The following is a 23,117-nucleotide window of genomic DNA, read 5'->3' as shown; positions in this document are numbered from 1 at the left end:
TTAACCATCATCACTTTAAGAACAACGAGGAATTCATCATGGTTGGAATTGCAGTTCTGGGCGCAGGCCGTATCGGTAAAATTCACGCAGCCAACGTGGCCGCAAACCCAAATGCTCGTCTGATCGCTGTGGCCGATCCGTATGCTTCCGCAGCTCAGTCCCTGGCCGGCGCTCTGGGTGCTGACGCGATGACCGATTGCGAAGCCGCAATCGACCGCAATGACGTTGACGCCATCGTCATCGGTACCCCAACCAATACCCACATTCAGCTGATGATGCGTGCTGTTCGCCAAGGTAAAGCAGTTCTGTGCGAAAAGCCGATTGATCTGGATCTGCTGAAAAGCCAAGCAGCCGTCGAAGAAATCGAAGGCCTGAACGGTCGCGTCATGCTGGCCTTCAACCGCCGTTTCGAAACCACCTTCGCAGCGATGCGTGAAGCGATCATTGCCGGCGAGATCGGTGAGGTGCGCCAGGTCATCATCTCCAGCCGCGACCCTGGCCTCGCTCCAGAAGATTACATTCAACACAGCGGCGGTATCTTCCGCGACATGACCATCCATGACCTGGATATCGGTCGCTGGCTGTTGGGTGAAGAGCCGGTGGAAATCACCGCCATGGGTAGCCGTTTGGTCGACTCCCCCCTGATGGAAAAGTACGACGACTACGACACCGCGATGGTGCACATGAAGACTGCCAGCGGTAAGCAGTGCCACATCAACAACTGCCGTCAGGCCGTCTACGGCTACGACCAGCGTATCGAAGTCTTCGGCTCCAAAGGCATGCTGCTCCAAGACAACCTGCGCCCGACCACCATGCGCCGCTGGACTCAGGAAGCAACTGACTCCCGTGAGCCGCTGCTGAACTTCTTCCTGGAGCGCTACCAGCAGGCCTACAAATCCGAACTGGACGCTTTTGTTGCAGCTCTGGTGCAAGAGAAGCCGCTGCCGGTTACCCCGTTTGACGGCCTCCAGGCCCTGCGCCTGGCTGATGCTTGTGTCGAGTCCGTAAGCACTGGTCGCGCTGTAAAGCTTTGATTGACGACGGGCGCCTTCGGGCGCCCGATTTCGTGAGATAGGAGAACAACAATGTCGCTGAATCTGAATGGCAAACCACTGGGCGTCGCTTGCCTGGGCATCACCCACCCGCATACTTCGGGACGCGTCAAAGCCTTCAAGCGTATCCCAGGCGTTCGCTTCCTCGGCGCTTATGACGATAGCCCGCTGTTGCAGCCGTTCGTTGATGCGCTTGAGCTTGAGGCTCGCACCAAGGACGAAATCCTGGCCGACCCTGATGTTCACGTAGTGCTGGTTCACCCGAAGAGCTACCTGATGGCCGACTGGGCAATTGAAGCCCTGGAAGCAGGTAAGGCTGTGCTGTGTGAGAAACCAGCCGGTCGTGGGCCACAGGACACCCAGCGCATCGTCGAGGCAGTTGAGCGTACCGGTGGTCTGTTCCAGGTCGGCTACTGCTGGAGGTTCGCTCCTTCGGTGGAAAAAATGCAGCAGGTTCTCGAGAGCGGAGAGATCGGCAAGGTACTTCAAGTACGTGCCCACGCCGGCTGCTCCCATGATGAAGCTGATACCAACCACATGAAGCAGCCAGGTGATCGTGGCGGTGCGTTCTATGTGATTGGTTGCCACACCATCGACCGGATCCTCCTGCACTTCGGCATGCCACGCTCCGTCAACGCCCGCATTAGCAAGTTCGCTGGCCAGATGAGCGATTCTGCTCGTGAAGATGCGGCTGCCGCTGTTCTGAACTACGACGACAAGATGGTCACCATCGACTTCATGTCGTGGGATCCGATGCCGTGGACTGAAACCTGGGACATCACGGCCTACGGTACCCATGGTGTGATGCATTCCACTCCAATGCCGGCGTCCTACAAGCTGTACCACGACGGCAAAAATGGCCATCCGCAAGGTTGGACTCACTGGAATGAAACCAGCTTCCCCGAAATCTGGGCGGTACGCAAAACCGTGTACTCCCCCGAGATCGCTGAAATCGGTAATCCGGTGTACTTCGACCGTGAAGCTGCGGCGTTCGTCCAGGCCTTGCAGAACGGTACACCGTCGCCAGTGCCAGCTAGCCAGGCTCACAACATCAACATCCTGCTGGAGGCAATTTTCGAGTCCTCCGATAAAGCAGGTCAGGAAGTTAAGCTCGGCTAAGTAGTTACTCGCGCCACCTTGCTGTACCGCCCCCGCAATGGGGGCGGTTCTGAGTAAAAAGAAAAATAATTGCTACAGTAATAGGTGAAAGTTATGAACAAGTTCATGAAGCTTGCTGCGTCTCTGTGCGTAGCGGTTGCGGTTATCGGCTGCTCGAAGAAAGAAGAAAACACTAAAGGGTTGATCGGTATTTCAATGCCCTCTAAAGCTGAGGCACGTTGGACTTCCGATGGTCAAAGCATGGTGGATGCGCTTACCAAGCTTGGCTACAAGACCGATATTCAATATGCCCAGTACGAAGTTTCCACTCAGTTGTCCCAGCTGGAAAACTTGCTGGTGAAAGGCGTCAAAGGATTGATCATCGCTCCTATCGATGGCACCACGATGACGGACTTGCTTCGCCAGGCCAAGGAAAAGGGCATCACCGTCATTTCTTATGACCGTCTTATCCGAAACTCCAAAGACTTCGACTACTACGCCACTTTCGACAACTATAAAACTGGCGTGCTCCAGGGGGAGTCCATTGTCAGTGCCTTGAAGTTGAACGAAGGTACCGGGCCATTCAATTTCGAAATCTTCGCGGGCTCTACTGACGACAACAACGCTCATGTCGTCTATGCCGGGGTGATGTCCGTTCTGCAGCCTTACATCGATAGCGGCAAGCTCGTGATCCGAAGCGGGCAGGTCAAGCTCGACCAGGTCGCCACGCTGAACTGGGACGGGGCACTTGCCCAGTCTCGGATGGACAACATTCTCAGCGCCTTCTATGGCAAAGCCCATCTCGATGCGGTGCTTGCGATGAACGACCAGCTCGCGGTGGGTGTGGTCTCTTCGCTGCGGGGTGTCGGCTACGGTAGCGGCGGCAACTCGATGCCCATCGTGACAGGCCAGGATGCGGAAATCCCTAGCGTGAAGGCGATCATCCGGGGTGACCAGCATTCGACCGTGTTCAAAGACACTCGCGCCTTGGCCGAAGCTGCTGCCGTGATGATGGACAGTTCCCTTCAAGGGAAGGACGTGCAGGTAAACGACACCACCTCGTACAACAACGGCTCCATGGTCGTTCCTACCCAGCTTCTCTCTCCAGTTTCTGTAGAAGCCAAGGATGTGCAAAAGGTTCTGGTCGATTCCGGCTACTACTCCAAAGACCGTCTGCAGTAATTGCCCAATGTCAGCGGCTCGGTTTCCGGGCCGCTTCTGAGATAGGAGGAGAGCCATGTCACCTCATCTTCTTGACATGCGCGGCATTCAGAAAAGTTTTGGCCAGGTCAAAGCCCTCACCAGTGTGAATCTTCAGGTGGGTAAGGGTGAAATCCACGCCATCTGCGGTGAGAACGGCGCCGGGAAATCCACCCTGATGAAGATCCTGAGTGGTGTTTACCCTGCCGGAAGCTATGAAGGCTCGATCAGGTTCGATGGCGAGGTACGCCAGTTCAGCGACCTGCGTGACAGCGAGGCCTTGGGGATTTGCATCATCCACCAGGAGCTTGCGCTTGTGCCGATGCTCTCGATCACTGAAAACCTTTTCCTTGGGCACGAAGTTGCTACCAGGGGAGTTATCGATTGGTCGCTTGCACATCGCAAAGCGAAGGTTTTGCTGGAAAAGGTAGGCCTGGAGGTGTCGCCCCAGACCCGTGTAAATCAACTGGGCATCGGTCAGCAGCAACTCGTCGAGATTGCAAAAGCGCTCGGCAAGGACGTTCGCCTTTTGATCCTTGATGAGCCTACCGCCAGTCTCAACGAGAAGGACAGCGAGCGGCTTCTAGAGCTCATGCTCGAGCTGAAAGCGAAGGACATCACCTCGATCATCATCTCCCACAAGCTCAACGAAATATCACGTGTGGCGGACGGGGTTACGGTCATCCGGGATGGGACGACGGTCGACGTCATTGACTGTCGTGAGTCGCCGTTGAGCGAAAACCGAGTCGTCCAGGCAATGGTTGGCCGCGAGCTGGCTGACCGTTACCCGAGCAGAGAGCCAAACCTCGGTGAGAAGCAGCTTGAGGTGGAGAATTGGTCGGTGGAGCATCCGGAGCGCCCGGGCGAAGACTTCATTCGCAATGTGAGTTTCTATGCTCGCAAAGGGGAGGTGGTGGGTATTGCAGGCCTCATGGGCTCTGGTCGCACCGAACTCGCAATGAGCATTTTCGGTGGCTCTTTCGGCAAGAACATTCGAGGAACCGTTCGCCTGAATGGGCAGGAGCTTCGCGTGCGCAATGTGCGCGAAGCAATTGATAACGGCATCGCCTACGCCACCGAAGATCGCAAGGGCGCTGGGCTATTGCTGGCCGATGGCATTGGTCGGAACGTAAGCCTGGCCAGCCTGAAATCCCTGGCACGCCGGTGGATCATCAACGAGACCGAGGAGCTTGGTGTTGGTGATGGCTACAAGAAAACCCTGCGCATTCGTAGCCCCGATCTTCGCCAGCCTGTAGAGCGTCTCTCTGGCGGCAACCAACAGAAGGTGGTGCTCGCGAAGTGGCTGTTCTCCGACCCCGAAGTCCTGATCCTGGATGAGCCCACCAGGGGTATCGACGTGGGTGCCAAGTACGAGATCTATGGGGTGGTTAACCAGGTAGTGGCGAAGGGCAAGACCGTGATCATGATCTCTTCGGAGATGCCCGAGCTGCTCGGCACCTGCGACCGGATCTATGTGATGAACGAGGGAAGGTTCGTCGGGGAGTTCCCAATCAAAGAGGCGTCTCAAGAGCGAATCATGCACGCCATCATGAAAAATGAGGTGATCCAATGACTGATGTCATCGCCCCTGTGGCGGCAAAACCGAGCTTGCTTCCTGCTATCAAACGAGGCGCCCGCGAGTACGGGTTGTTGAGCTCTTTGCTCGTCATCATCGTGTTCTTCCAAATCGCCACGGGCGGCGCATTGCTCCAGCCTCTCAACCTGACCAACCTGATCTTGCAGAACAGCTACATCGTGGTCATGGCCCTGGGCATGCTCATGGTCATCGTCTGCGGTCACATCGACTTGTCGGTTGGCTCCATCGTTGGGGTAATCGGTTCGATAGCAGCTGTGTTGATGGTGCAGTACCAGTTCGACTTCATCACGGTATCACTGCTGTGCTTGTTCATCGGCGGCCTCATAGGGGCTGCGCAAGGCTACTGGGTGGCGTTCTGGGGAATGCCCTCATTCATCGTGACCCTGGGCGGCATGCTGATCTTCCGTGGGGCCACCATCGCTATTGGTGAAGGACAGTCGATTGGGCCATTCTCGGCAGAGTTCGTCGCCCTGAGTGCGGGCTTCCTGCCTGACCCCTTCCAAGGCCAAGGTCTCAAAGTCACCTCCCTGGTGCTTGGTGTATTGGTAGTTGCGTGCTTCCTTTGGGTTGAATGGCGTGCTCGTAGGAGGGTCAGCAAAGCTGGTGGGGAGGTTATGCCCCTGTCTTTGTTTGCGCTCAAGCATGGCATCCTGGGTGGCGCCATCATCGCCTTCTGCTTCATGTTGGCGACTTACCGAGGGCTTCCTACGGTACTGGTCATCATGTGTGCACTGATCGGCCTGTACACGTTCATCATGAATCGGACGGTGATCGGGCGTTGGATCTACGCAGTGGGCGGCAACCTGAAGGCCGCCAAGCTTTCCGGTATCAACACCGCCCGGGTCACCTTCTTCACATTTGTGAACATGGGTGTACTGGCTGCTGTGGCAGGCCTGATCTTTGCGGCTCGCCTGAACAGCGCAACCCCCCGCGCCGGCAGCGGTTTCGAGCTGGATGTCATTGCCGCCGTATTCATCGGGGGAGCCTCGGCATCCGGTGGGGTAGGGAAGGTGATGGGCGTGGTGATCGGTGCCTTCATCATGGGGGTGCTGAACAACGGCATGTCCATCATGGGTATCGGAGTCGATTACCAGCAGATGATCAAAGGGGCGGTGCTGTTGGCTGCAGTGTTTGTGGACGTTTACCAGAAGAATAGGAGCTAGTGGTGCTAGAGGATTTGCACTAACTATAAGGTTCTTAAATCCCAGCTCATGTGCTGGGATTTTTTTTGGGGCTGAAATTAGACGCCACTTAACATTGCGCTGGGTGGTTGGGGGTTGATCGATGTCATGTTTTTGCTCAAAATGCGTAGTTTCGAAATTGCTGATGTTGATGTAGGGGGGATGTGATGGATTACGATGAGCGATACGTTGTTACGCAGCTAAATGCAGAGTCATTTATTGCGCTGAATAGTAAGTATGCGGACGTTGCTCCGGAGCATTTTCTCTTGTCGGCTATCTGTTTTCTTGCAGTCGAGATCGGAGGGCTGTCTGGAGATGTCACGAATGTTCAGTCTGCTGTGTCGACCTTGAGGGTGAGTCTAGATTTGAAAAAATATGATGATAGGAAACTGCATAATATATTTTCAAATCACTACTCGAAACTAATTAGTGCCGACCGTAACGTACTAAGTCTAAGTGAGTCTGTGCGAGTGGTTACATATCTTATTGATAAATTTATTTGTGATAAGTATGGTACTCATTATGCAAGGGCAAGAGTTGTTGCAAGTTTTATAAGAGGTGTGCAGCTGGATGCATCCTTGCCGACTATTGATATGATTCCGTTGGTGTCTGAGTTGGCGATGAATGGTGGAGGATATGGGATGTATTTTCAGTCGGAGAATATGTCTAGTTGGTTGAGAGTTATTCTTCAGCTTAAGCTTCGCCTAAATAATATTGATTACAAGATTTTTGAGGGCGTGGATGGCTTGCCAGAGCGGGCAACTTATATTTTTGATTCACCTGGTGCTCATGTACAGCTGAATGCTGCACTGGGAAGGTTTGAGAAAGTTTTCTTGAATAATGGTATGCAAGGGCGAGCGGTGGTTGTTGTTCCCCTTGGAAAGGAAACTCAGAAAGATGTAGCTAGGTATGTTGTACCATTTGTTGGCGAAAGTCTGCACTTGGATGCGGTCGTTACGATGTCTTCAAGCGAGGCAAGGGAGCCCAATTCTACGTTTTTGATACTCGTTCTGAGTGGTCGCTCTTCGAATAAGGATGGATATACATTATATTTGGATGTGAGTCGGTCAAATCCTTCAGTCTCGGAGCTTGATCCGGAAGATTGTGCCCTGCTGGCAAGTGCTATTTTTAACTTGCATGCAAAGAATTCTTTGTCTGATTTAGATATTACTCCCAGGGTGATGGGGATTTTAAATGCTCAATTTTCATCTGGCTATCGTGATGTAAAGCTATTGTGCACGGAAGTTGCCCATAATCATAAAAAGTCAATTAAGATCCACCCGGTAAAAAGTATTTTGAATCGAAAGGCTAGGCGAGCCAGTGCAATAAATTTTTCAGCTGATCTTCGGGAGTTGATTTCGCGAATACAAACCTGTGATCAGTCTACGTGTACATATGTAATTGGCAGCAACGGAGCCGGCAAGAGCTTGATGTTGAGAGAGCTGATTTACAGAATGTCCGAATCAAATGTGGAAACTGTCGGTGTCTCAACGGGGGTGCACGATAGGTTCCCGCTTAATGATGAAAGTCTAAAGTTGTTTAGCTATAAAGGGCTTCGAAGCAGATCGGAAGGTATCACAATTCCTCGGCTGGCTCAGAATGCTACTAAACTGGCTGCGTACATATTTAAACGTCAAGATCTGATTGATGTACTCGTAGAGTGCTTGTTCTCCCTTGGGTATGAGGCCAGATATTATCTTGTCAGGAAGCCTCAGAGCACCCTGGAAGAACTCCCCGTCCATGTTCGCTTTATTCCTCTTGGTTTGGAGGCGACGGAGAATACGTTACCTCCAGATCTTAATAGGTACGAGTTTGGAGTTGTTCGCTCGGACGATAAGGATAGGATAACTCCAGTTTCGTCGTTGAGTTCTGGTGAGCAGAATTTGAACTACCTGTTGCTGACGATATTGAGATCGGCAGATCGCGACAAAGTTTTTTTGCTTGATGAGCCTGAAATCAGTCTCCACCTACAATGGCAGCAAGCGATTCCTAAGGTACTTAGTATTTTGGCTAGTCGATTTGGTATGTCATTTGTTGTGGCCACTCATTCACCAACGCTTATCAGTAATGCCAATGAGCCAAATAGCTATAGTTACGACCTACGTCAGGGGAAGCTGCGTTTGCTCACTGATGAACAGCGTTACTCTGTAGAGTCTATTATTCTTGAGGGTTTTGGAACGTACACACCAAATAATCGAGGCGTGCACGAAAAATGCGCTCGCCTAGTAGCTGGTTCAATGATGGAGAGTGACGATGATGCCAGCGTCGAAAGTGATAGCCTTAAGCAGCTTGGTGAGTTAAAGGATTTACTCCTCAAAAAAGTGGATAGAACGAGTGTCCCGGGTATGAGAGAAGACCTGGATTTGATTGAAAAAGCTTATACTGCAATTGAGTTGCTAATGAAGGATCGTCGGGTGCAGGACGAAACGTTAATGGCTGGTGTAACTCGTGGCTGATTATCATGTGATTGATCTGGCGTCAATGACGGCTACGTTGGATCGATATAAGGCTAAGTGCCATAAAACAAAAAAGCACCGTGCTAGAACGCTTCTGATTTTAGCGCGTTTGAATAGGGATGCCTTACGGTTATTTGATGGTGATTACAAAGGCGCTCTTAAACCGGAGTCGGATCTTTGGAAAAAATTTTCGGAGCGTGTGCCCAAGAAAGGTATCACGTCTATTCCATCTGGTAGTTCTATAAAATCGGCCTTTAGGGCGTTCTTAGCTTCAGAGCAAGGAAATCTTTGCTGCTACTGTCAGCGCTGGTTGTTGAATAATGGGAACGCGAAGCCAATTGAGCATATTTTGCCGCGTGAGTCGTTTGAACATTACGCCTTCAATTTTTGGAACCTTGCGGTGGCCTGTGTGGACTGTAATGGGCTGAAAAGTTCGTATGTTTGGGTGGATGGCGAAAAGCATGGTAAGCGGGAATATCCGGAGCCCTCTTCATTTACTGAGATGTTCCACCCTAGATTTCATCGTTTCAAGGATCACGTGCGGTTCATTCGTGTTCAAACAAATGATCACAATATAACTCTGTATAGAGGCGTTACCGTCCAAGGTAAGAAACTTTGCGAAGACCTTCTGCGAGATATAGCAGCAAAAGAAGTCTTGGTGAATGGAAATCCAGCCATGAAAGCGTCTCTTTCCGCAATTAACCAATTTGAAGCGGAGGAGGGCAGCGAGCTGGAAGGAGCCTTAGTGAAGTTACAAGAAGCCTTCTCCGATGCGGCGATGCGACTCATCAGGCCTAAAGGTATGTGACGGGGTGTTGCCCGCCGTCCCATTGGTTAGGCGGGCTGCAGCGGCTGCGCTAGGCCCGTAGTTGCGGGTATGCCAGTAGCGATTGTTTGCATAGCTGCGCTACATCCTCGGCTCTCATGTCCTGGTTCATCACGGAGAAGACCTCCGGCCCTACTCCATTGAGGCCGCCAATGGCATGTAGCGCAGATACGATTGCCTGGAGCGGGAAGTTGCCTGTGCCAGGCCACATGCGCTCAAAGCAATCGGCCTCTAAGGTCACGCCTGCCTTGAGTGGATGAATACCGTCGCAGATCTGCACGCAGTGAATCGAGCTGCCTGGAATCTTTGCCAGCGTCTCGAGCTTGGATTCACTGCGAACAAAATGGAGCGTATCGAGCACAAGGCCGCCGTTAGGGGCGCCGGCACGCTCGACGATCTCCCAGCCTTGCTCTAGGGACGTCACGCCCCACATTGGGATAGGTTCAAGGTCGCAAACTATGCCTTCCTCGTGGGCCAGACGGCAGATTTCGGCGTAGTGCGAGACCAGTTCATCCAGAGCATAGGCATTAGCTGTGAATGTAGCGTTCAAGCTCATGTGGGTGCAGCCAAGCTCGCTCGCGATCTCGAAAAATTCCAGGGTGGTTGTCGAGTGATCCGCGATGAACCTGTTATCCATGTTGTTGGGGTGCCAATTAGGATTCCACGTGCAGAGAGGATCCAGGCGGCTGATCTTGATCCCGTTATCCTCAGCGATCAGTCGCATGTTCTGAATGGAAAGACCGGATGCCGCGATCCTGGCCACCTCCTGTGGTTGGATAGCAAGTTCGTGGAAACCCGCCAACCGAGTAGCTCTTACCTTGTCCGGGAAGGGCAGGTGGAGGACATTAGAAAACGGCATGGTGAATGTCAGGCCGGGCTTCAGGTCTTCTTCTCTGTGCGTCATCCGCGCGTCTCAACATAAAACCCCAATGTATTCGCGCGGTTCAGGGGATGTAAGGGCTGGATTTGGAAAACAATTTTCCACAAACGGCATGGAACAACCCGCCTGGCTATGCGCAGCGAAGTCCTTGCTTAGGGTGTGTGTTATCCTCGGCTCGAACACTTTCATGCCTAGTTCTCGGCTTGCGCGTCTACCGACGAAGCCTGCGGGCATCATGCTCGGAGCTGTCTGTAGATCATGGCAAAGCCCTTCACTACCCTTGATGACGTAGCTAAAGCTGCTGGGATGTCACGTGCTCAGGTGTCGAGGGCGCTTCGAGGGGATCCTGGTGTTCGGCCTGAAACGCGTGAGCGGATCGATCAGATTGCTTCTGAGCTCGAGTATCGTCCGAATCTGGCTGCTCGGAGTTTAGTCTCCGCCCGATCATCCATCGTTGGGTTGGTGATCGGAGACCCCAACAACGCATTTCATATCCAGCTGGCTCAGTCGGTCGACAAGAGATTGCTTGCTGCTGGCTTCGAACCTGTCACTTCCCTACGGCCAGTTGAAGGTAATTCAGCAGCTTTCGAGATAGAAAGGTTGCTGACGCTTCGAGCAGCCGGGGTGATCCTACTAGGTACTCCGCACCATCCCAAGGTCATTGGCGAGATCGCCGATAAGCTCCCTTGCGTTTTTATCGGAAGCAAACGGGTCGCTCACAAAAAAGTCATCTCAATCGCGGTCGATGACCAGACAGGAGTGCGCCTTGCGATGGATCATTTGTTCGCATTGGGGCACCGAAGAATTGCTCACCTGGCAGGGGGGCGCGAACCCTCATCCAAAGACCGAGCAAGGTTCTACTGCGAAATCATGAAGGCTGCTGGTTTGAATCCGATCCTGATCAGGGGCGAGCACAATGCCGCGTTCGGTAGGCGAGGAGTGGATGCGCTGTTTGCCCGGGATGAGCGTCCAAGCGCCATCTTCGCCTCGAACGACTTCATCGCTCTGGGTGTTCTGGACAGGTTGAAGGGTATGGGATTAAGTGTCCCATCTGACGTATCGGTTGTCGGTTTTGATGACGTTCCTGATGCCGAAAACAGCCTCTTCTCGCTGACGACCTTAAAGCAGGATACGGATGCCCAGGCCCAGGCCGCTGTTGTGGCTTTGCAGGCGATGTTGGCGGGCAATGCTGCCCATCCCCGCCGTGTGGACATGCCGGTCACTCTCATAACTCGGAAGTCAACTGGGCCAAGCTCAGGCTAAGCAGGCATCCCCGTGACTGTTCGAGATGCAAATAATTCCCATCTTTTGATATGCGTCACATTGACTCACTTTGTTACAGGACATACCATGCGCCCGTTTCGTAGGCGGCGCTCGGAGAGCGCCGTTTTTTGATCGTCGAATGAGAGCGCTCTCATTTGCGGTGACGTGCTCTAGTCTGCGGGTCGTTCGGCGCGCAGATGAGAGCGCTCTCATAGAGCATGGATGTTCGAAAGTCTGGTTTAGGGACGCTTGAAAGGAGCCTCGGGAGAGGGTCTGGCGCAGCGCTTTGGACGGTTTTTGATTGAGGGGCCTGGCCCCTCGCGTGAATGTAGGAAAACGCATGAGATTTAAGAGCGTCTTACCGATAGCCATCGGTGTCGTGTTGACGTTGCTTGGCGCAGGGCTCGCCTTTGGGGGAGCAAAACTGATATCGCTGGGCGGCAGCTGGTACTACCTCTTGGCTGGCCTAGCCATGGCGGCTACTGGTCTCACCCTGGTCAAAAAGAAGATCGTTGCGACCTGGATTTCCTTGGCGTTGCTGGTGGCTACCGCGTGCTGGGCATTCTGGGAAGTTGGCTTTGATTTCTGGCAGCTTGTACCGCGCTTGATCACCTTCATCGTGATTGCATTGGTAATGGTGCTGATCGTGCCGCTGCTTGAGGGTAATCGTCGACTGATGGGCAATCCGGCACGCGCCGCTATCAGCTCGCTCCTCATCATCAGCCTGGTTGGCTTTGGCTACGGTATGTTCCAGCCACATGCAACTGTAGTGGCGAAGAAGGGCAGCACCTCCCCAGTGGTCGTGCCGGATGCAGGTCAAACAGACGGTAATGATTGGACAGCGTATGGCCGCAATACCCATGGTGAGCGTTTCGCTCAGTTCGACCAGATCAACAAATCCAACGTCAAAGATCTGCAGGTGGCGTGGACTTTCCGTACCGGCGACATGGCAATCAACGGCGCCGAGTATCAGGGCACACCGCTCAAGGTTGATGACACGGTTTACCTGTGCACGCCACTCAACAAGGTCTTTGCACTTGATCCTGTCACTGGTGCTGAAAAGTGGAAGTACGACCCGGTGATTCAGGAAACCCCGTCTAACCGTACGTGGAAGCGGTGTCGTGGACTTGGCTACTACGATGTAGACAAGGCTCAAGTTGCCGTAGCAAACGGGGATACGGTAGTCGACCCATCGGTAGCTGCTCAGCCTGCTGAATGTCGTCGCCGTATCGTCATGACGACAGTGGATGCTCGCCTGATTGAGCTCGATGCGGATACTGGTAAGACATGCGGTAGCTTTGGTGATCACGGTACCGTTGATTTGCTCAAAGGCATTGGCCCGAACACCGACGGCTCTTACTATCTGACTTCGGCTCCGCTTGTGGCCGGGGACGTGATCATTGTCGGTGGCAAGATCAACGACAACCTGAAGACCGGCGAACCGTCAGGTGTGACGCGCGGTTTTGATGTTCGAACCGGCGAATTGCTCTGGGCTTGGGAGGCGTTGAACCCGAAGCGGGGCGTGCCATTACCTGCGGGTGAAAACTATCCTGCAGAGTCGCCCAACTTCTGGGGTACCGCTTCGTATGATGCAAAGCTGGGGTTGGCCTACATTCCTACAGGCAATCAGACCCCGGACTTCTGGAACGGTGATCGCAAGCCTGGCTCGGATGAATACAACGATTCGATCGTTGCTATCGACGTGAAGACCGGTGTCGATAAATGGCACTTCCGCACTGCCAACAACGACATGTTCGACTACGACGTGTCCGCCCAACCGATTCTGTACGACCTCCCGAACAAAAAGGGTGACACGACTCCGGTTGTGATCGCGATGACCAAACGTGGCCAGATCTTCGTTCTCGATCGACGCGATGGCACCCCTGTGTTCCCGGTTGAGCAGCGCAAGGTTGCAACCGATGGCGTCCCAGGTATGCGGATTTCGCCGACCCAGCCTTACTCACAGCTGTCCGTTGGAGCGGATCGTCTCAAAGAGTCGGATATGTGGGGCGGCACTATCTTTGATCAGCTGATGTGCCGAATCGATTTCAAAGGCATGCGTTGGGAAGGGGAGTTTACGCCGCTGGTTGAAGGCCAGGCCACACTGATTTACCCAGGTTACTATGGGGGCTTCAACTGGGGCGGCGGTGCAATCGATGCATCTACCGGTACCCTGATCGTCAACGATATCCGTATGGCTCAGTGGGGTCGTTTCATCAAACAGGATGAGGCCAAGCGCATTGGCTTGGTACCGACTACCGAAGGCGAATATTCCGAGCAGCTGGGCACGCCGTGGGGTGTAGAACGTTCGATGTTTGTGTCGCCGCTGGGCGTGCCATGCTTCAAGCCCCCATTCGGCACCATGACTGCCATCGACCTCACCTCGGGTGAGACCAAATGGCAGGTGCCGATGGGCAGTATTCAGGATGCACCCGTGCACGGCATCGTCCCTGGCGTCTACATGCCGCTTGGCATGCCCACCATGGGCGGGCCGCTGGTTACTAAAGGCGGTTTGACCTTCTTCCACGGCACTCTGGACTACTACATCCGAGCCTTGGATAACGACACGGGTGAAGAGTTGTGGCGCGGTCGTCTGCCAGTTGGTGGTCAGGGCGCTCCAATGTCCTACGTTGGTCGTGACGGCAAGCAGTACATCGTTGTTACCGTGGGCGGGGCAACCCGTACAGGTTCCAACGAAAACCGTGGCGACTATGTGATCGCTTACGCTTTGCCGGGCGCTGGCAAGTAATATCCCTCCCTGGTTGCAGGTCAATGACCTGCAACCCTCCGAGACATTGCGAATCTTGAACAGAATTGCTGCTGGTGCAGGTCACTTAGCCTTTTCAGACCTGCATCTGGATCCTGCTTGTCGCGAGGTTAGCTGCGATGGTAGGCGCATCATCCTCAAAGCGACTTCATGCAGGCTATTGGTAGCTCTCATAGTAAATCCTGAGCAAATCGTGTCGAGATCCGCCCTGTTCGAGGCGGTCTGGGGTATCCATTTCGACCCTGGGACAAAGGTGCTGGAAGTGCAGCTAAGCTATCTACGCAAGGTACTCGTCGCCCTGGGCTGTAGCGTACGCATTCATACGCATCGAGGTATCGGTCTCAGCCTACACGAACAGCGGTAACCCGCCTTCAACTGAATTCAGCGCGTGAAGGCCGGGGGATCAGGGAAAAGTAGCCCTGAGTCACTGCTGCCGGAAAGACGCTCCATAAGCAGACGATGGCAGGCGGTCCGAGCGGTCATCTCTGAGGCGAGACCGGAAGGTGCCGGTTTGCGCTTGTGTGCGATAAAGCCCGCGTTTTTGGAGTTCAGGCACAATCAGCTCGACGAAATCTTCCAAAGTGCCAGGACTGGTGAGCGGGTTCAGCATGTAACCACTGGTTCCCGAAATGCGGGCGTGCTCCTCGATACGGTCGGCGACTTGCTCAGGCGTTCCTACCAGAATCAAATCCGTACCGCGTGTGACGTTGGCAAAACGCTTTCTGACGTCACCTGCCGTCAACGGTTTGCCGCTGCCGTCTGGTCGCATCATGTAGGAGGTCAAACCTTCGGTATGGGTCGAGAGCGCGTCGCCGTCCGCGTAGCGGCTAAGGTCGATGCCTGTATCGCCGGCATAGCTGACCAATTGTGCTTCCAGGTGATAGTTGCTCTGAAGCTCGTCATACTTTCTCTGGGCCTCAATCTCGGTTTTCGCCGTGACGATCCGCAGCACCGTAAGCGATTTCACGTCATCCCGATCACGTCCACGAGCCTGTGCCATCGTCCAGATTTCTTCCAGACCCTGGCGGATTTCATGTGGGTTGGATTTGGCGATGAAAATCAGCTCTGCATGTTTGGCTGCGAACTCGCGGCCCCGGCCTGACCAACCTGCCTGGATAAGCAGCGGGGTTCGTTGCGGGGAAGGCGCTGTCAGGTGAGGGCCTGCCACGCGGTAGCGCTCCCCGCAATGATTGATCGGTCTCACTCGCTCGCCACGGGCGTAGCGCTTACCCGCTTTGTCCTGCACCACTGCGTCGTCTGCCCAGCTGCCCTCCCAGAGCTTGTAGGCCACGTCCATGAACTCTTCGGCGCGTTCGTAGCGGTCGGCATGCTTGACCATCTCTTCCAGGCCGAAGTTGCGAGCAGCACTGGAAAGGTAGGACGTGACGATGTTCCAGGCGATCCGGCCATTGGTCATGTGATCGAGCGTGCTGAAGCGCCGGGCATGCGTGAAGGGATGCTCGTAGGTCGTGGTAACGGTAGCGCCGAATGCCAGGTTCCTGGTGATCGCAGCTAGCCCCGGAATGATCATCAACGGGTCGTTCGCAGGCGCTTCTACCGCCCACTTCACTGCTGCTTCAGCGCTCCCGCCGAAGACGTCGTAGAAGCCCAGGACATCTGCGAAGAAGAGCATGTCGAGGTTAGCCTGATCGGCGATACGGGCTTGGTTCGACCAGAAATCAAACGTGTTGGCGGCCAAGCGCTCATCCGCTGGATGAGTCCATAGGCTGGGTGCTCCACCGCAGCCAACGCTCGCTTGTTCGTATAGCGCAAACAATAGGGGTTTGGGGTCGGACATCATTTTTCCTGTCTTCATTGATATCAGCTGGCAGCTCAACGCTGATGCTGGAACCCTTTGCCGAAGTGGCGTTCAAGACGGTGCTGAATGAGCTCCAGCCCAATGGACAGCAGCCAGTAGATGAGCGCGGCAGTGGCGAGCATTTCGATATAACGGTATGAGGAGCGTCCGTAGGACTGCGCCAGGAACATCACTTCCCACACCCCCATTACCGAAATGAGCGACGAGTCCTTCAGCATCGAGATGAACTGGCTGGTGGTCGGGGGGATAATCGTCCTCATCGCCTGCGGAAGCACAACATGAAGGAACGCCGACGTCGGCCTCAAGCCAAGCGCGGCAGCCGCTTCTCGCTGCCCGGGTGGGACAGCCATGATGCCGGCACGAAAAATTTCGCTGAGGTAGGCGCCGTAGTTGAGCGACAGTGCGATGATCCCTGCGCTAATCGCTCCCGGCACCACACCCAGTTGCGGCAAGCCCAGGTAAATGAGCAGGATCTGGATCAGCAGCGGCGTACCGCGAAAAAACGATGCATAGAAGCTCGCCACGCCGAACGCCACAGCACTGCGGGATAACCGCGCCAGCGCCGTAACAAAGCCCAGCAACAACGAAAACCCTATCGAGCAAATACAGAGGAACAGCGTCAGTGCTGCACCCTGAAGAAAGCCGTTGGGTCCCAACCGCAAGCCTACAAGGTTGGGCCATTTGTCCAGGATGATCGAGAACTTCAGGTCAAAGCTCAGGAAGAACAAGACGCAAAGGCCAAGCAACGCCCCCCAGGTCAGGTACAGGCGGGTCTTGAACCCAAAGGTTCGACCCAGCAGGCTCGATTTCACCTTGGGTGCGAGAACGGACTTTGCGGGATGTGGGTTAAGGACTGTCATTTACTGATATCGGCGCCGATCCACTTCTGGGAAATCTTGGCCAGTGTTCCATCGGCCTTGAGTGCTGTGATGACCTCCGTGACCTTTTCATTCCACTGCGGATCGCCTTTCTCAATAGCGATTACGTTGGGTTCGGCGTACAAAGTCTCGCCTGTGATTTTGAAGCGGGGATCCTGGGCAATACGCTCCTTGGCAGTGATCAGATTGGTGACCATTGCGTCCAGGCGCACGCCGGCACCCAGTGCCAGATCCTGGAAGGCGACAGTTTCGTTGTCATAGGGCGCAGCCTGGGCGTTATCAAACGGGTAGATGAGAGGTTTGTCTTCTGCCCCTTCGATGGTGAGATCCTTGTTCAGGTAAGCCTCGTAGGTCGAGGCGCTGATGACGCCAACTTTCTTGCCCGACAGATCTTTTCCCGAGGTGATGGTGATGTCCTTGGCGTTGACCACGATTACCGCTGGCGACTGGTAATACTCGACCGGGAAGTCGAACACCTCAGCACGCGCCTTGCTCGGCGTCATAGAGCAGACACAGATATCGTAACGGCCCCCCCAGCGGCCTGCGGCGATCACATCCCAAGAGGGCGTTTCGAGCTTGAGCTTCACCCCAAGACGCTCGGCTACGGCCTTGGCGACATCCACGTCAAAGCCATCCAGCTGGTTTTGCTCATTCAAGAACGAGAATGGCGGGTAGTTCTCCATCAGCACCCCGGTAAGCTCACCCTTGCCCTGGACACGATCAAGCGTTGAGCCCGCAATGGCCGTTGAGCAAGCCACCAGTAAGGCAATGCCCAAAGGTAAAAGTGGGAAGGCTTTCAACGGCTGCTACTCCATAGGAATTGATTTTTAATATTAAAACGCAATATAAAATCAGTTGATACAAACATTATGGAATATGCTTGGTTCCGGGCGCTATATCTCCCGTGCTTTGATCAATGCGCGCAGCGGCTGGGATCGCCTTGCTCGGCCGGTGTCTTGCGCGCCGCAGCCAGAAGGGTAGCCAGCACGATGAGCGCAGCACCAGCGGCCATGCGCAGGCTCGGCTGATCACCAAACAGCCACCACGCGCCGATGATCGCGTACACCGGCTCCAGCGCGATGATCATGCCGGCCGTGCGCGCTTCCAGCCCTTCCAGGCTTTTGACGAAAAGAAATTGCGAAAGCCCGGTGCAGAACACGCCCAGCAGCGCCAGGTTGACCCAGTCACTGCCCGCCAGGCTGGTGCTGCCAAGATGGGCGAAGGCAAACGGCGCCACCAGCGCGGCCACCACCACGTTCTGCCAGAAGGCCACCTGCATGGCGTTCATGCTTGATGCATTGCGGCGGTTGGCCACGGTCAGCAGGGCGAATGCCAGGCCCGAGCCCAAGCCCCAGAGCAGGCCGATGGTGCCGTTGTCCAGCAGGTCGAAAGTCGGGACCACCAACACCAGGCCGGCGGTAACCATCAGCAGAAGCAAACCTTGCACGGCCCGGATACGCTGGCCAAATACACCGCGCTCGATCATGGCAATGAACGTCGGGAAGCTGGCGAAGCCCAGAGTGGCCATCGCCACGCCGCCGACTTTGACGGCAATGAAGAAGGTCACCCAGTGGGCTGCCAGCAGGGCGCCGGTCAGGCCCAGCACCGGCAAATTGCGCAGAGTGAGCGCATCGAGCAGGCGGGTGCCCTTGAGCCCGGCGACGAAGCCCAGGGCAATGAAGGCAAAGGTGGCGCGGCCGAAGGTGATGATGCTGGCATCGGCGCTGATCAAGTGACCAAGGATGCCGGTCAGGCCGAACAGTACAGCGGCGATATGGGCAACGCACAGGGCATTACGGTGGCCGGTGGCAGCACCGGCTACGGGGATTGAAGTCGCGATCATGGCAGTCAAGTCTTCACACTGTGGCGCGCGCAAACACTCCCGGCTGGCGCTGCGCAGGTCTGTGATACTGGGAGTTTTATCGTTATGAGCCCGGACGAATTGCCCGGTGCAAAAAGGCGCCACAGCGTTGGAATTGTGAAGCGAGGCTGTTTTACTCGCGGCTACCACGTCGGCCAGCCCACGGCGCGGGGCTGGTCGATGTGTGTATTATTTTTGTATACAGGGTTTTGCAGCCGATTGCGGGCGACGTGTGCTTGTCTGATCGCGACATCGGCTGTTGCCTTGCAGCGCCGCGTCACTCGTCGCCGTAGTTCATGATCGACAGCAGCCGTATGGGCACTTGCACCAGCTGCTCCGGGCCGTGCGGGGTTTCGCCGTCGAAGGTCAGGCTGTCGCCGGCGTGCATGTGGTAGAGCTGGTTGCCATGGCGGTACACCAGCTCGCCCTCCAGCAAATGGAGGAACTCGGTGCCGGGGTGGGCGAAGGTCGGGAACTCCTCGCTGGCGTCGTCCATGCTCACCATATAGGCCTCGAAGTTCTTCTTCGGCCCCCTGGCGTGATTGAGCAAGTGGTAGGTGTGGCCCTTGTCGGTGCCGCGGCGTACCACTTCCAGCCCTTCACCGGCCTTCACCAGCAGGGCATTGCCGTCGGGCTGGTCGTATTGGCTGAACAGCTTGGCCATCGGCATGCCCAGTACGTCGCACAGGCGGCTGAGGGTGTCGAGGCTGGTAGACACCTGGGCGTTCTCGATCTTGCTCAGCATGCCCTGGCTGATGCCGGCGATGCGTGCCACATCGGCGAGCTTGAGGGACTGGGCCTGGCGCTGGCGCTTGATCTGCAGGCCCAGGTACTGCTCCAGACGAAGACGCGGTTCGGTTTCGGTCGACATGAATGTCCTGCACGGTTTCAGTTCAAGAATAATATTTTCGCACTGGGAAAGTGCGAAATATAGCTGCGTTGGCCGCTTCTTTCCTCAGATGAAAACAAGTTTCCCATAAATAGAGCATGAAAATCAGCTTGGGTTTTGTCTTGCCTGCACCGGCCTCTTCGCGGGCAAGCCCGCTCCTACAAGGCTTTGCAGCGAACCTGTAGGCGCGGGCTTGCCCGCGAGGAGGCCCGAACAGACACCCCAAGTTCGCGGCCTGAACAAACTTGGCAAGCGCATTGCATTCCTGTCAGGAAAGTAAGTTTCCCTTGCGGAATCATTGCCCCTTGCCCAGGAGTGTCCAACCCATGTTGCCAGCAGAAACCCAGCGCACGCTCGACCAACACGGCATCAAGTACGTGCTGGCGCAGTTCGTCGATATTCATGGCTCGGCCAAGACCAAATCGGTGCCGATATCGGGCCTGAAAATGGTAGCCGAGGAGGGTGCCGGCTTTGCCGGGTTCGCCATCTGTGGCATGGGCATGGAACCGCACGGGCCGGACTTCATGGCCCGCGGCGACCTGTCTACACTGGTCCCGGTGCCGTGGCAGCCAGGCTATGGCCGCGTGGTGTGCGTGGGCCATGTCAACGGCCAGCCTTGGCCCTATGACACCCGCTACGTGTTGCAGCAACAGGTGCAGCGCCTGGCCGACAAAGGCTGGACCCTGAACACCGGCCTTGAGCCTGAGTTCAGCCTGTTCCGCCGCGACGATGGGGGCAAGCTGCAACTGGTGGACGCCTCCGACAACCTCGACAAGCCATGCTATGACTACAAGGGCCTGTCGCGCTCGCGGCTGTTCCTCGAGCGCCTGACCGAAGCGCTGCAGCCGGTGGGCTTCGACATCTACCAGATCGACCACGAAGACGCCAACGGCCAGTTCGAGATCAACTACACCTACAGCGACGCCATGGAGTCGGCCGACCGTTTCACCTTTTTCCGCATGGCCGCCGGTGAGATCGCCAACGACCTGGGCATGATTTGCTCGTTCATGCCCAAGCCCGACCCCAAGCGCGCTGGCAACGGCATGCACTTTCACCTGTCGCTGGCCAGCAGCACCCACAAGAACCTGTTCCACGACCCGTCCGACAGCAGCGGCATGGGCCTGTCGAAGCTGGCCTACCACTTTGCTGCAGGGCTCATGGCCCACGGCCCGGCGTTGTGTGCCTTTGCGGCCCCGACAGTCAACTCCTACAAGCGTCTGGTGGTAGGCCGTTCGTTGTCGGGTTCGACCTGGGCCCCGGCCTTCGTAGCCTGGGGGGCCAACAACCGTTCGGCGATGGTGCGCATTCCTTATGGTCGCCTGGAGTTCCGCCTGCCGGACGCCGGTTGCAACCCCTACCTGGTCACCGCCGCGATCATTGCTGCCGGCATCGACGGCATCGACCGCCAGCTGGAACCGGGCGAGATGTGCAATGAAAACCTCTACAACCTGAGCCTTGAAGAAATTGCCGCACGCGGCATCAAGACCCTGCCGCAATCGCTGAAGGAGGCCGCCGACGCGCTCGAAGCCGACCCGTTGTTCCGTGAGGTGCTGGGCGCCGAGATCGTCGACGAATTCATCAAGCTCAAGCGCATGGAGTGGGTGGAGTACTGCCGCCACGTCTCCGACTGGGAAATCCAGCGTTACACCGAGTTCTTCTGACCGCCCCCAATCCCCTGGGCGGCCAACACGAGAGCGGTCGCCCACTGCCTAGTAAGGAGCATCACCATGTGTGGAATTGTAGGCCTGTACCTGAAAAAGCCCGAGCTGGAAGCCCAGCTTGGCAAGCTGTTCGAACCCATGCTCCAAGCCATGACCGACCGTGGCCCGGACAGCGCCGGCTTCGCCATCTACGGCGATGAAGTGGCCGAAGGCTGGGTCAAGCTGACCCTGCAAGCGACTGACACAAATTACCCCTGGACCACCCTGATGGGTCAGCTGGAAGGGCACCTGGGCTGCTCGCTGGACTGGTTCCAGAATGCCAGCGCCGCGGTGCTCAAGGTGCACACCGATGAAGCCGCTGCCCGCGCCGCGTTGGCCGAGCTGGCGCCCGAAGTGCGCATCATGAGCGCCGGGCAGAGCATCGAAATCCTCAAGGGCATGGGCTTGCCAACAGAAATTTCCAGCCGCTTCGGCCTGGCCGGCATGAAGGGCAGCCACATCATCGGCCACACCCGCATGGCCACCGAAAGCGCCGTGACCATGGAAGGCAGCCACCCGTTCTCCACCGGCGCCGACCTGTGCCTGGTGCACAACGGCTCACTGTCCAACCACTTTCGCCTGCGCCAGGAGCTCAAGCGCGAAGGCATCAGTTTCGAAACCGACAACGACACCGAAGTGGCCGCCGGCTACCTGACCTGGCGCCTGCAGCAGGGTAACAGCCTGGCCCAGGCCCTGGATGGCGCACTGGAAGACCTGGACGGCTTCTTCACCTTTGCCATCGGCACCCGCAACGGCTTTGCCGTGATCCGCGACCCGATTGCCTGCAAGCCGGCGGTGCTGGCCGAGACCGAAGACTATGTGGCCATGGCCTCGGAATACCAGGCACTGGCCGGCCTGCCAGGCATCGAGCACGCCAAGGTCTGGGAACCGGCCCCGGCCACGCTGTACGTCTGGGAACGCGAAAGCGCCTGACTTGCCACCGAACCCCTGGAGAACCTTATGAAGACGATCGACCTTTCCAGCACTTCGGTGCGTGTGCTCAACCAGTCCCTGCACGGCGAGGTGCAGGACCTTGAATGGCAAGTGACCCACCCTGGCGGCAAGCACAACCTGGCTGTGGGCATCAACGCTGCCGTGGCGGTGGATATCGAAGGCCATGCCGGCTACTACTGCGCAGGCATGAACCAGCAGGCCAGTGTCACGGTGCACGGCAACGTCGGTGTGGGTGTGGCCGAGAACATGATGTCCGGTTTGGTGCGGGTGAAGGGCAGTGCCTCCCAGGCCGCTGGAGCCACTGCCCATGGCGGGCTGCTGGTGATCGAAGGTGATGCCGGTGCCCGTTGCGGTATTTCCATGAAAGGCGTGGACATTGTGGTCGGCGGCAGCATCGGCCACATGAGCTGCTTCATGGGCCAGGCCGGGCGCCTGGTGGTGTGTGGCGATGCCGGCGATGCGCTGGGCGACTCGCTGTATGAAGTGCGCATCTACGTCAAGGGCTCGGTGCAGTCACTGGGCTCGGACTGCATCGAAAAGGACATGCGCGCCGAACACCTGCAAGAGCTGCAGGAGCTGCTGAACAAGGCTGGCCTGGACCACAAGGCCGCCGATTTCAAGCGTTACGGCTCGGCCCGCCAGCTGTACAACTTCAAAGTCGACAACGCCAGCGCGTACTGATCCAGGAGCATTCCC

The 23,117-nt window shown here is 56.1% G+C and carries 19 protein-coding genes; 13 read left to right on the top strand and 6 right to left on the bottom strand.

Annotated features, from left to right (window positions below):
* The first annotated feature begins 38 nt into the window (after positions 1-38).
* The 7 genes from iolG (at position 39) to JOY50_RS07805 (ending at position 9,392) form a co-directional block, all read left to right on the top strand.
* On the top strand, positions 39-1,034 hold the full coding sequence (gene iolG / locus JOY50_RS07835; protein WP_004576112.1) for an inositol 2-dehydrogenase: 996 nt from the start codon (positions 39-41) through the stop codon (positions 1,032-1,034).
* A gap of 51 nt (positions 1,035-1,085) precedes the next feature.
* Positions 1,086-2,171, top strand: a complete 1,086-nt coding sequence (locus tag JOY50_RS07830) for a Gfo/Idh/MocA family protein (RefSeq protein WP_243055030.1) — start codon at positions 1,086-1,088, stop codon at positions 2,169-2,171.
* Positions 2,172-2,264: 93 nt separating this feature from the next.
* Complete coding sequence (gene chvE / locus JOY50_RS07825) at positions 2,265-3,332, top strand: multiple monosaccharide ABC transporter substrate-binding protein (RefSeq protein ID WP_243055029.1); 1,068 nt, start codon at positions 2,265-2,267, stop codon at positions 3,330-3,332.
* Between the two features lie 55 nt (positions 3,333-3,387).
* Entirely contained in the window at positions 3,388-4,923 is a 1,536-nt protein-coding gene (gene mmsA / locus JOY50_RS07820; protein WP_243055028.1) for a multiple monosaccharide ABC transporter ATP-binding protein, read from the top strand.
* Complete coding sequence (gene mmsB, locus JOY50_RS07815; protein ID WP_243055027.1) at positions 4,920-6,110, top strand: multiple monosaccharide ABC transporter permease; 1,191 nt, start codon at positions 4,920-4,922, stop codon at positions 6,108-6,110. Before mmsA ends, mmsB begins: the two co-directional genes overlap by 4 nt.
* A gap of 185 nt (positions 6,111-6,295) precedes the next feature.
* Entirely contained in the window at positions 6,296-8,584 is a 2,289-nt protein-coding gene (locus tag JOY50_RS07810) for an AAA family ATPase (protein ID WP_243055026.1), read from the top strand.
* Positions 8,577-9,392, top strand: coding sequence for a hypothetical protein (locus JOY50_RS07805; protein WP_243055025.1), 816 nt, complete (start codon positions 8,577-8,579; stop codon positions 9,390-9,392). The genes JOY50_RS07810 and JOY50_RS07805 overlap by 8 nt, the downstream gene beginning before the upstream one ends.
* A gap of 49 nt (positions 9,393-9,441) precedes the next feature.
* Here JOY50_RS07805 and JOY50_RS07800 read toward each other — a convergent pair whose 3' ends face one another.
* The gene (locus JOY50_RS07800; protein WP_243055024.1) at positions 9,442-10,314 is read right to left on the bottom strand and encodes a sugar phosphate isomerase/epimerase; all 873 of its coding nucleotides are present in this window, start codon (positions 10,312-10,314) and stop codon (positions 9,442-9,444) included.
* A gap of 234 nt (positions 10,315-10,548) precedes the next feature.
* Here JOY50_RS07800 and JOY50_RS07795 point away from each other — a divergent pair, with 234 nt between their 5' ends.
* The 3 genes from JOY50_RS07795 to JOY50_RS29230 all read left to right on the top strand — a co-directional run bounded on the left by JOY50_RS07795 (position 10,549) and on the right by JOY50_RS29230 (position 14,684).
* On the top strand, positions 10,549-11,553 hold the full coding sequence (locus JOY50_RS07795) for a LacI family DNA-binding transcriptional regulator (RefSeq protein ID WP_243055023.1): 1,005 nt from the start codon (positions 10,549-10,551) through the stop codon (positions 11,551-11,553).
* A 340-nt stretch (positions 11,554-11,893) separates the two neighbouring features.
* Positions 11,894-14,302 (top strand): membrane-bound PQQ-dependent dehydrogenase, glucose/quinate/shikimate family, encoded by a 2,409-nt coding sequence (locus JOY50_RS07790; protein ID WP_243055022.1) that lies wholly within the window; start codon positions 11,894-11,896, stop codon positions 14,300-14,302.
* Between the two features lie 13 nt (positions 14,303-14,315).
* Positions 14,316-14,684: a winged helix-turn-helix domain-containing protein gene (locus tag JOY50_RS29230; RefSeq protein ID WP_405045972.1), complete on the top strand. Its 369-nt coding sequence runs from the start codon at positions 14,316-14,318 to the stop codon at positions 14,682-14,684.
* Between the two features lie 60 nt (positions 14,685-14,744).
* On the opposite strand, the gene JOY50_RS07785 is transcribed toward JOY50_RS29230, so the two are convergent.
* From JOY50_RS07785 to JOY50_RS07765, 5 genes are all read right to left on the bottom strand, one after another.
* Complete coding sequence (locus JOY50_RS07785) at positions 14,745-16,118, bottom strand: LLM class flavin-dependent oxidoreductase (protein ID WP_132841011.1); 1,374 nt, start codon at positions 16,116-16,118, stop codon at positions 14,745-14,747.
* Positions 16,119-16,153: 35 nt separating this feature from the next.
* On the bottom strand, positions 16,154-16,999 hold the full coding sequence (locus JOY50_RS07780) for an amino acid ABC transporter permease (RefSeq protein WP_132841009.1): 846 nt from the start codon (positions 16,997-16,999) through the stop codon (positions 16,154-16,156).
* Entirely contained in the window at positions 16,996-17,817 is an 822-nt protein-coding gene (locus tag JOY50_RS07775; RefSeq protein WP_243055021.1) for an ABC transporter substrate-binding protein, read from the bottom strand. The genes JOY50_RS07780 and JOY50_RS07775 overlap by 4 nt, the downstream gene beginning before the upstream one ends.
* A gap of 113 nt (positions 17,818-17,930) precedes the next feature.
* Positions 17,931-18,860 carry a DMT family transporter gene (locus JOY50_RS07770; RefSeq protein ID WP_138736779.1) on the bottom strand — a complete coding sequence of 310 codons (930 nt, stop codon included), beginning with the start codon at positions 18,858-18,860 and terminating at the stop codon, positions 17,931-17,933.
* A gap of 295 nt (positions 18,861-19,155) precedes the next feature.
* Complete coding sequence (locus tag JOY50_RS07765) at positions 19,156-19,749, bottom strand: cupin domain-containing protein (RefSeq protein WP_132841001.1); 594 nt, start codon at positions 19,747-19,749, stop codon at positions 19,156-19,158.
* A 344-nt stretch (positions 19,750-20,093) separates the two neighbouring features.
* On the opposite strand from JOY50_RS07765, the gene glnT reads away from it, so the two are divergent.
* The 3 genes from glnT (at position 20,094) to JOY50_RS07750 (ending at position 23,102) form a co-directional block, all read left to right on the top strand.
* Positions 20,094-21,428 (top strand): type III glutamate--ammonia ligase, encoded by a 1,335-nt coding sequence (gene glnT / locus JOY50_RS07760; RefSeq protein WP_138736778.1) that lies wholly within the window; start codon positions 20,094-20,096, stop codon positions 21,426-21,428.
* A 66-nt stretch (positions 21,429-21,494) separates the two neighbouring features.
* A complete protein-coding gene (locus JOY50_RS07755) occupies positions 21,495-22,400 on the top strand; it encodes a glutamine amidotransferase family protein (protein ID WP_243055020.1) in 906 nt (301 codons plus the stop codon).
* Positions 22,401-22,427: 27 nt separating this feature from the next.
* Complete coding sequence (locus JOY50_RS07750; protein ID WP_019472313.1) at positions 22,428-23,102, top strand: protein glxC; 675 nt, start codon at positions 22,428-22,430, stop codon at positions 23,100-23,102.
* Positions 23,103-23,117 lie beyond the last annotated feature (15 nt).

The organism is Pseudomonas sp. BP01, from assembly GCF_022760795.1.
In the GTDB taxonomy this organism is placed as follows: Bacteria; Pseudomonadota; Gammaproteobacteria; order Pseudomonadales; family Pseudomonadaceae; genus Aquipseudomonas; species Aquipseudomonas putida_Q.
The sequence above is the reverse complement of the archived record's forward strand: the minus strand, read 5'-3'. Positions and strand labels throughout refer to the sequence as shown.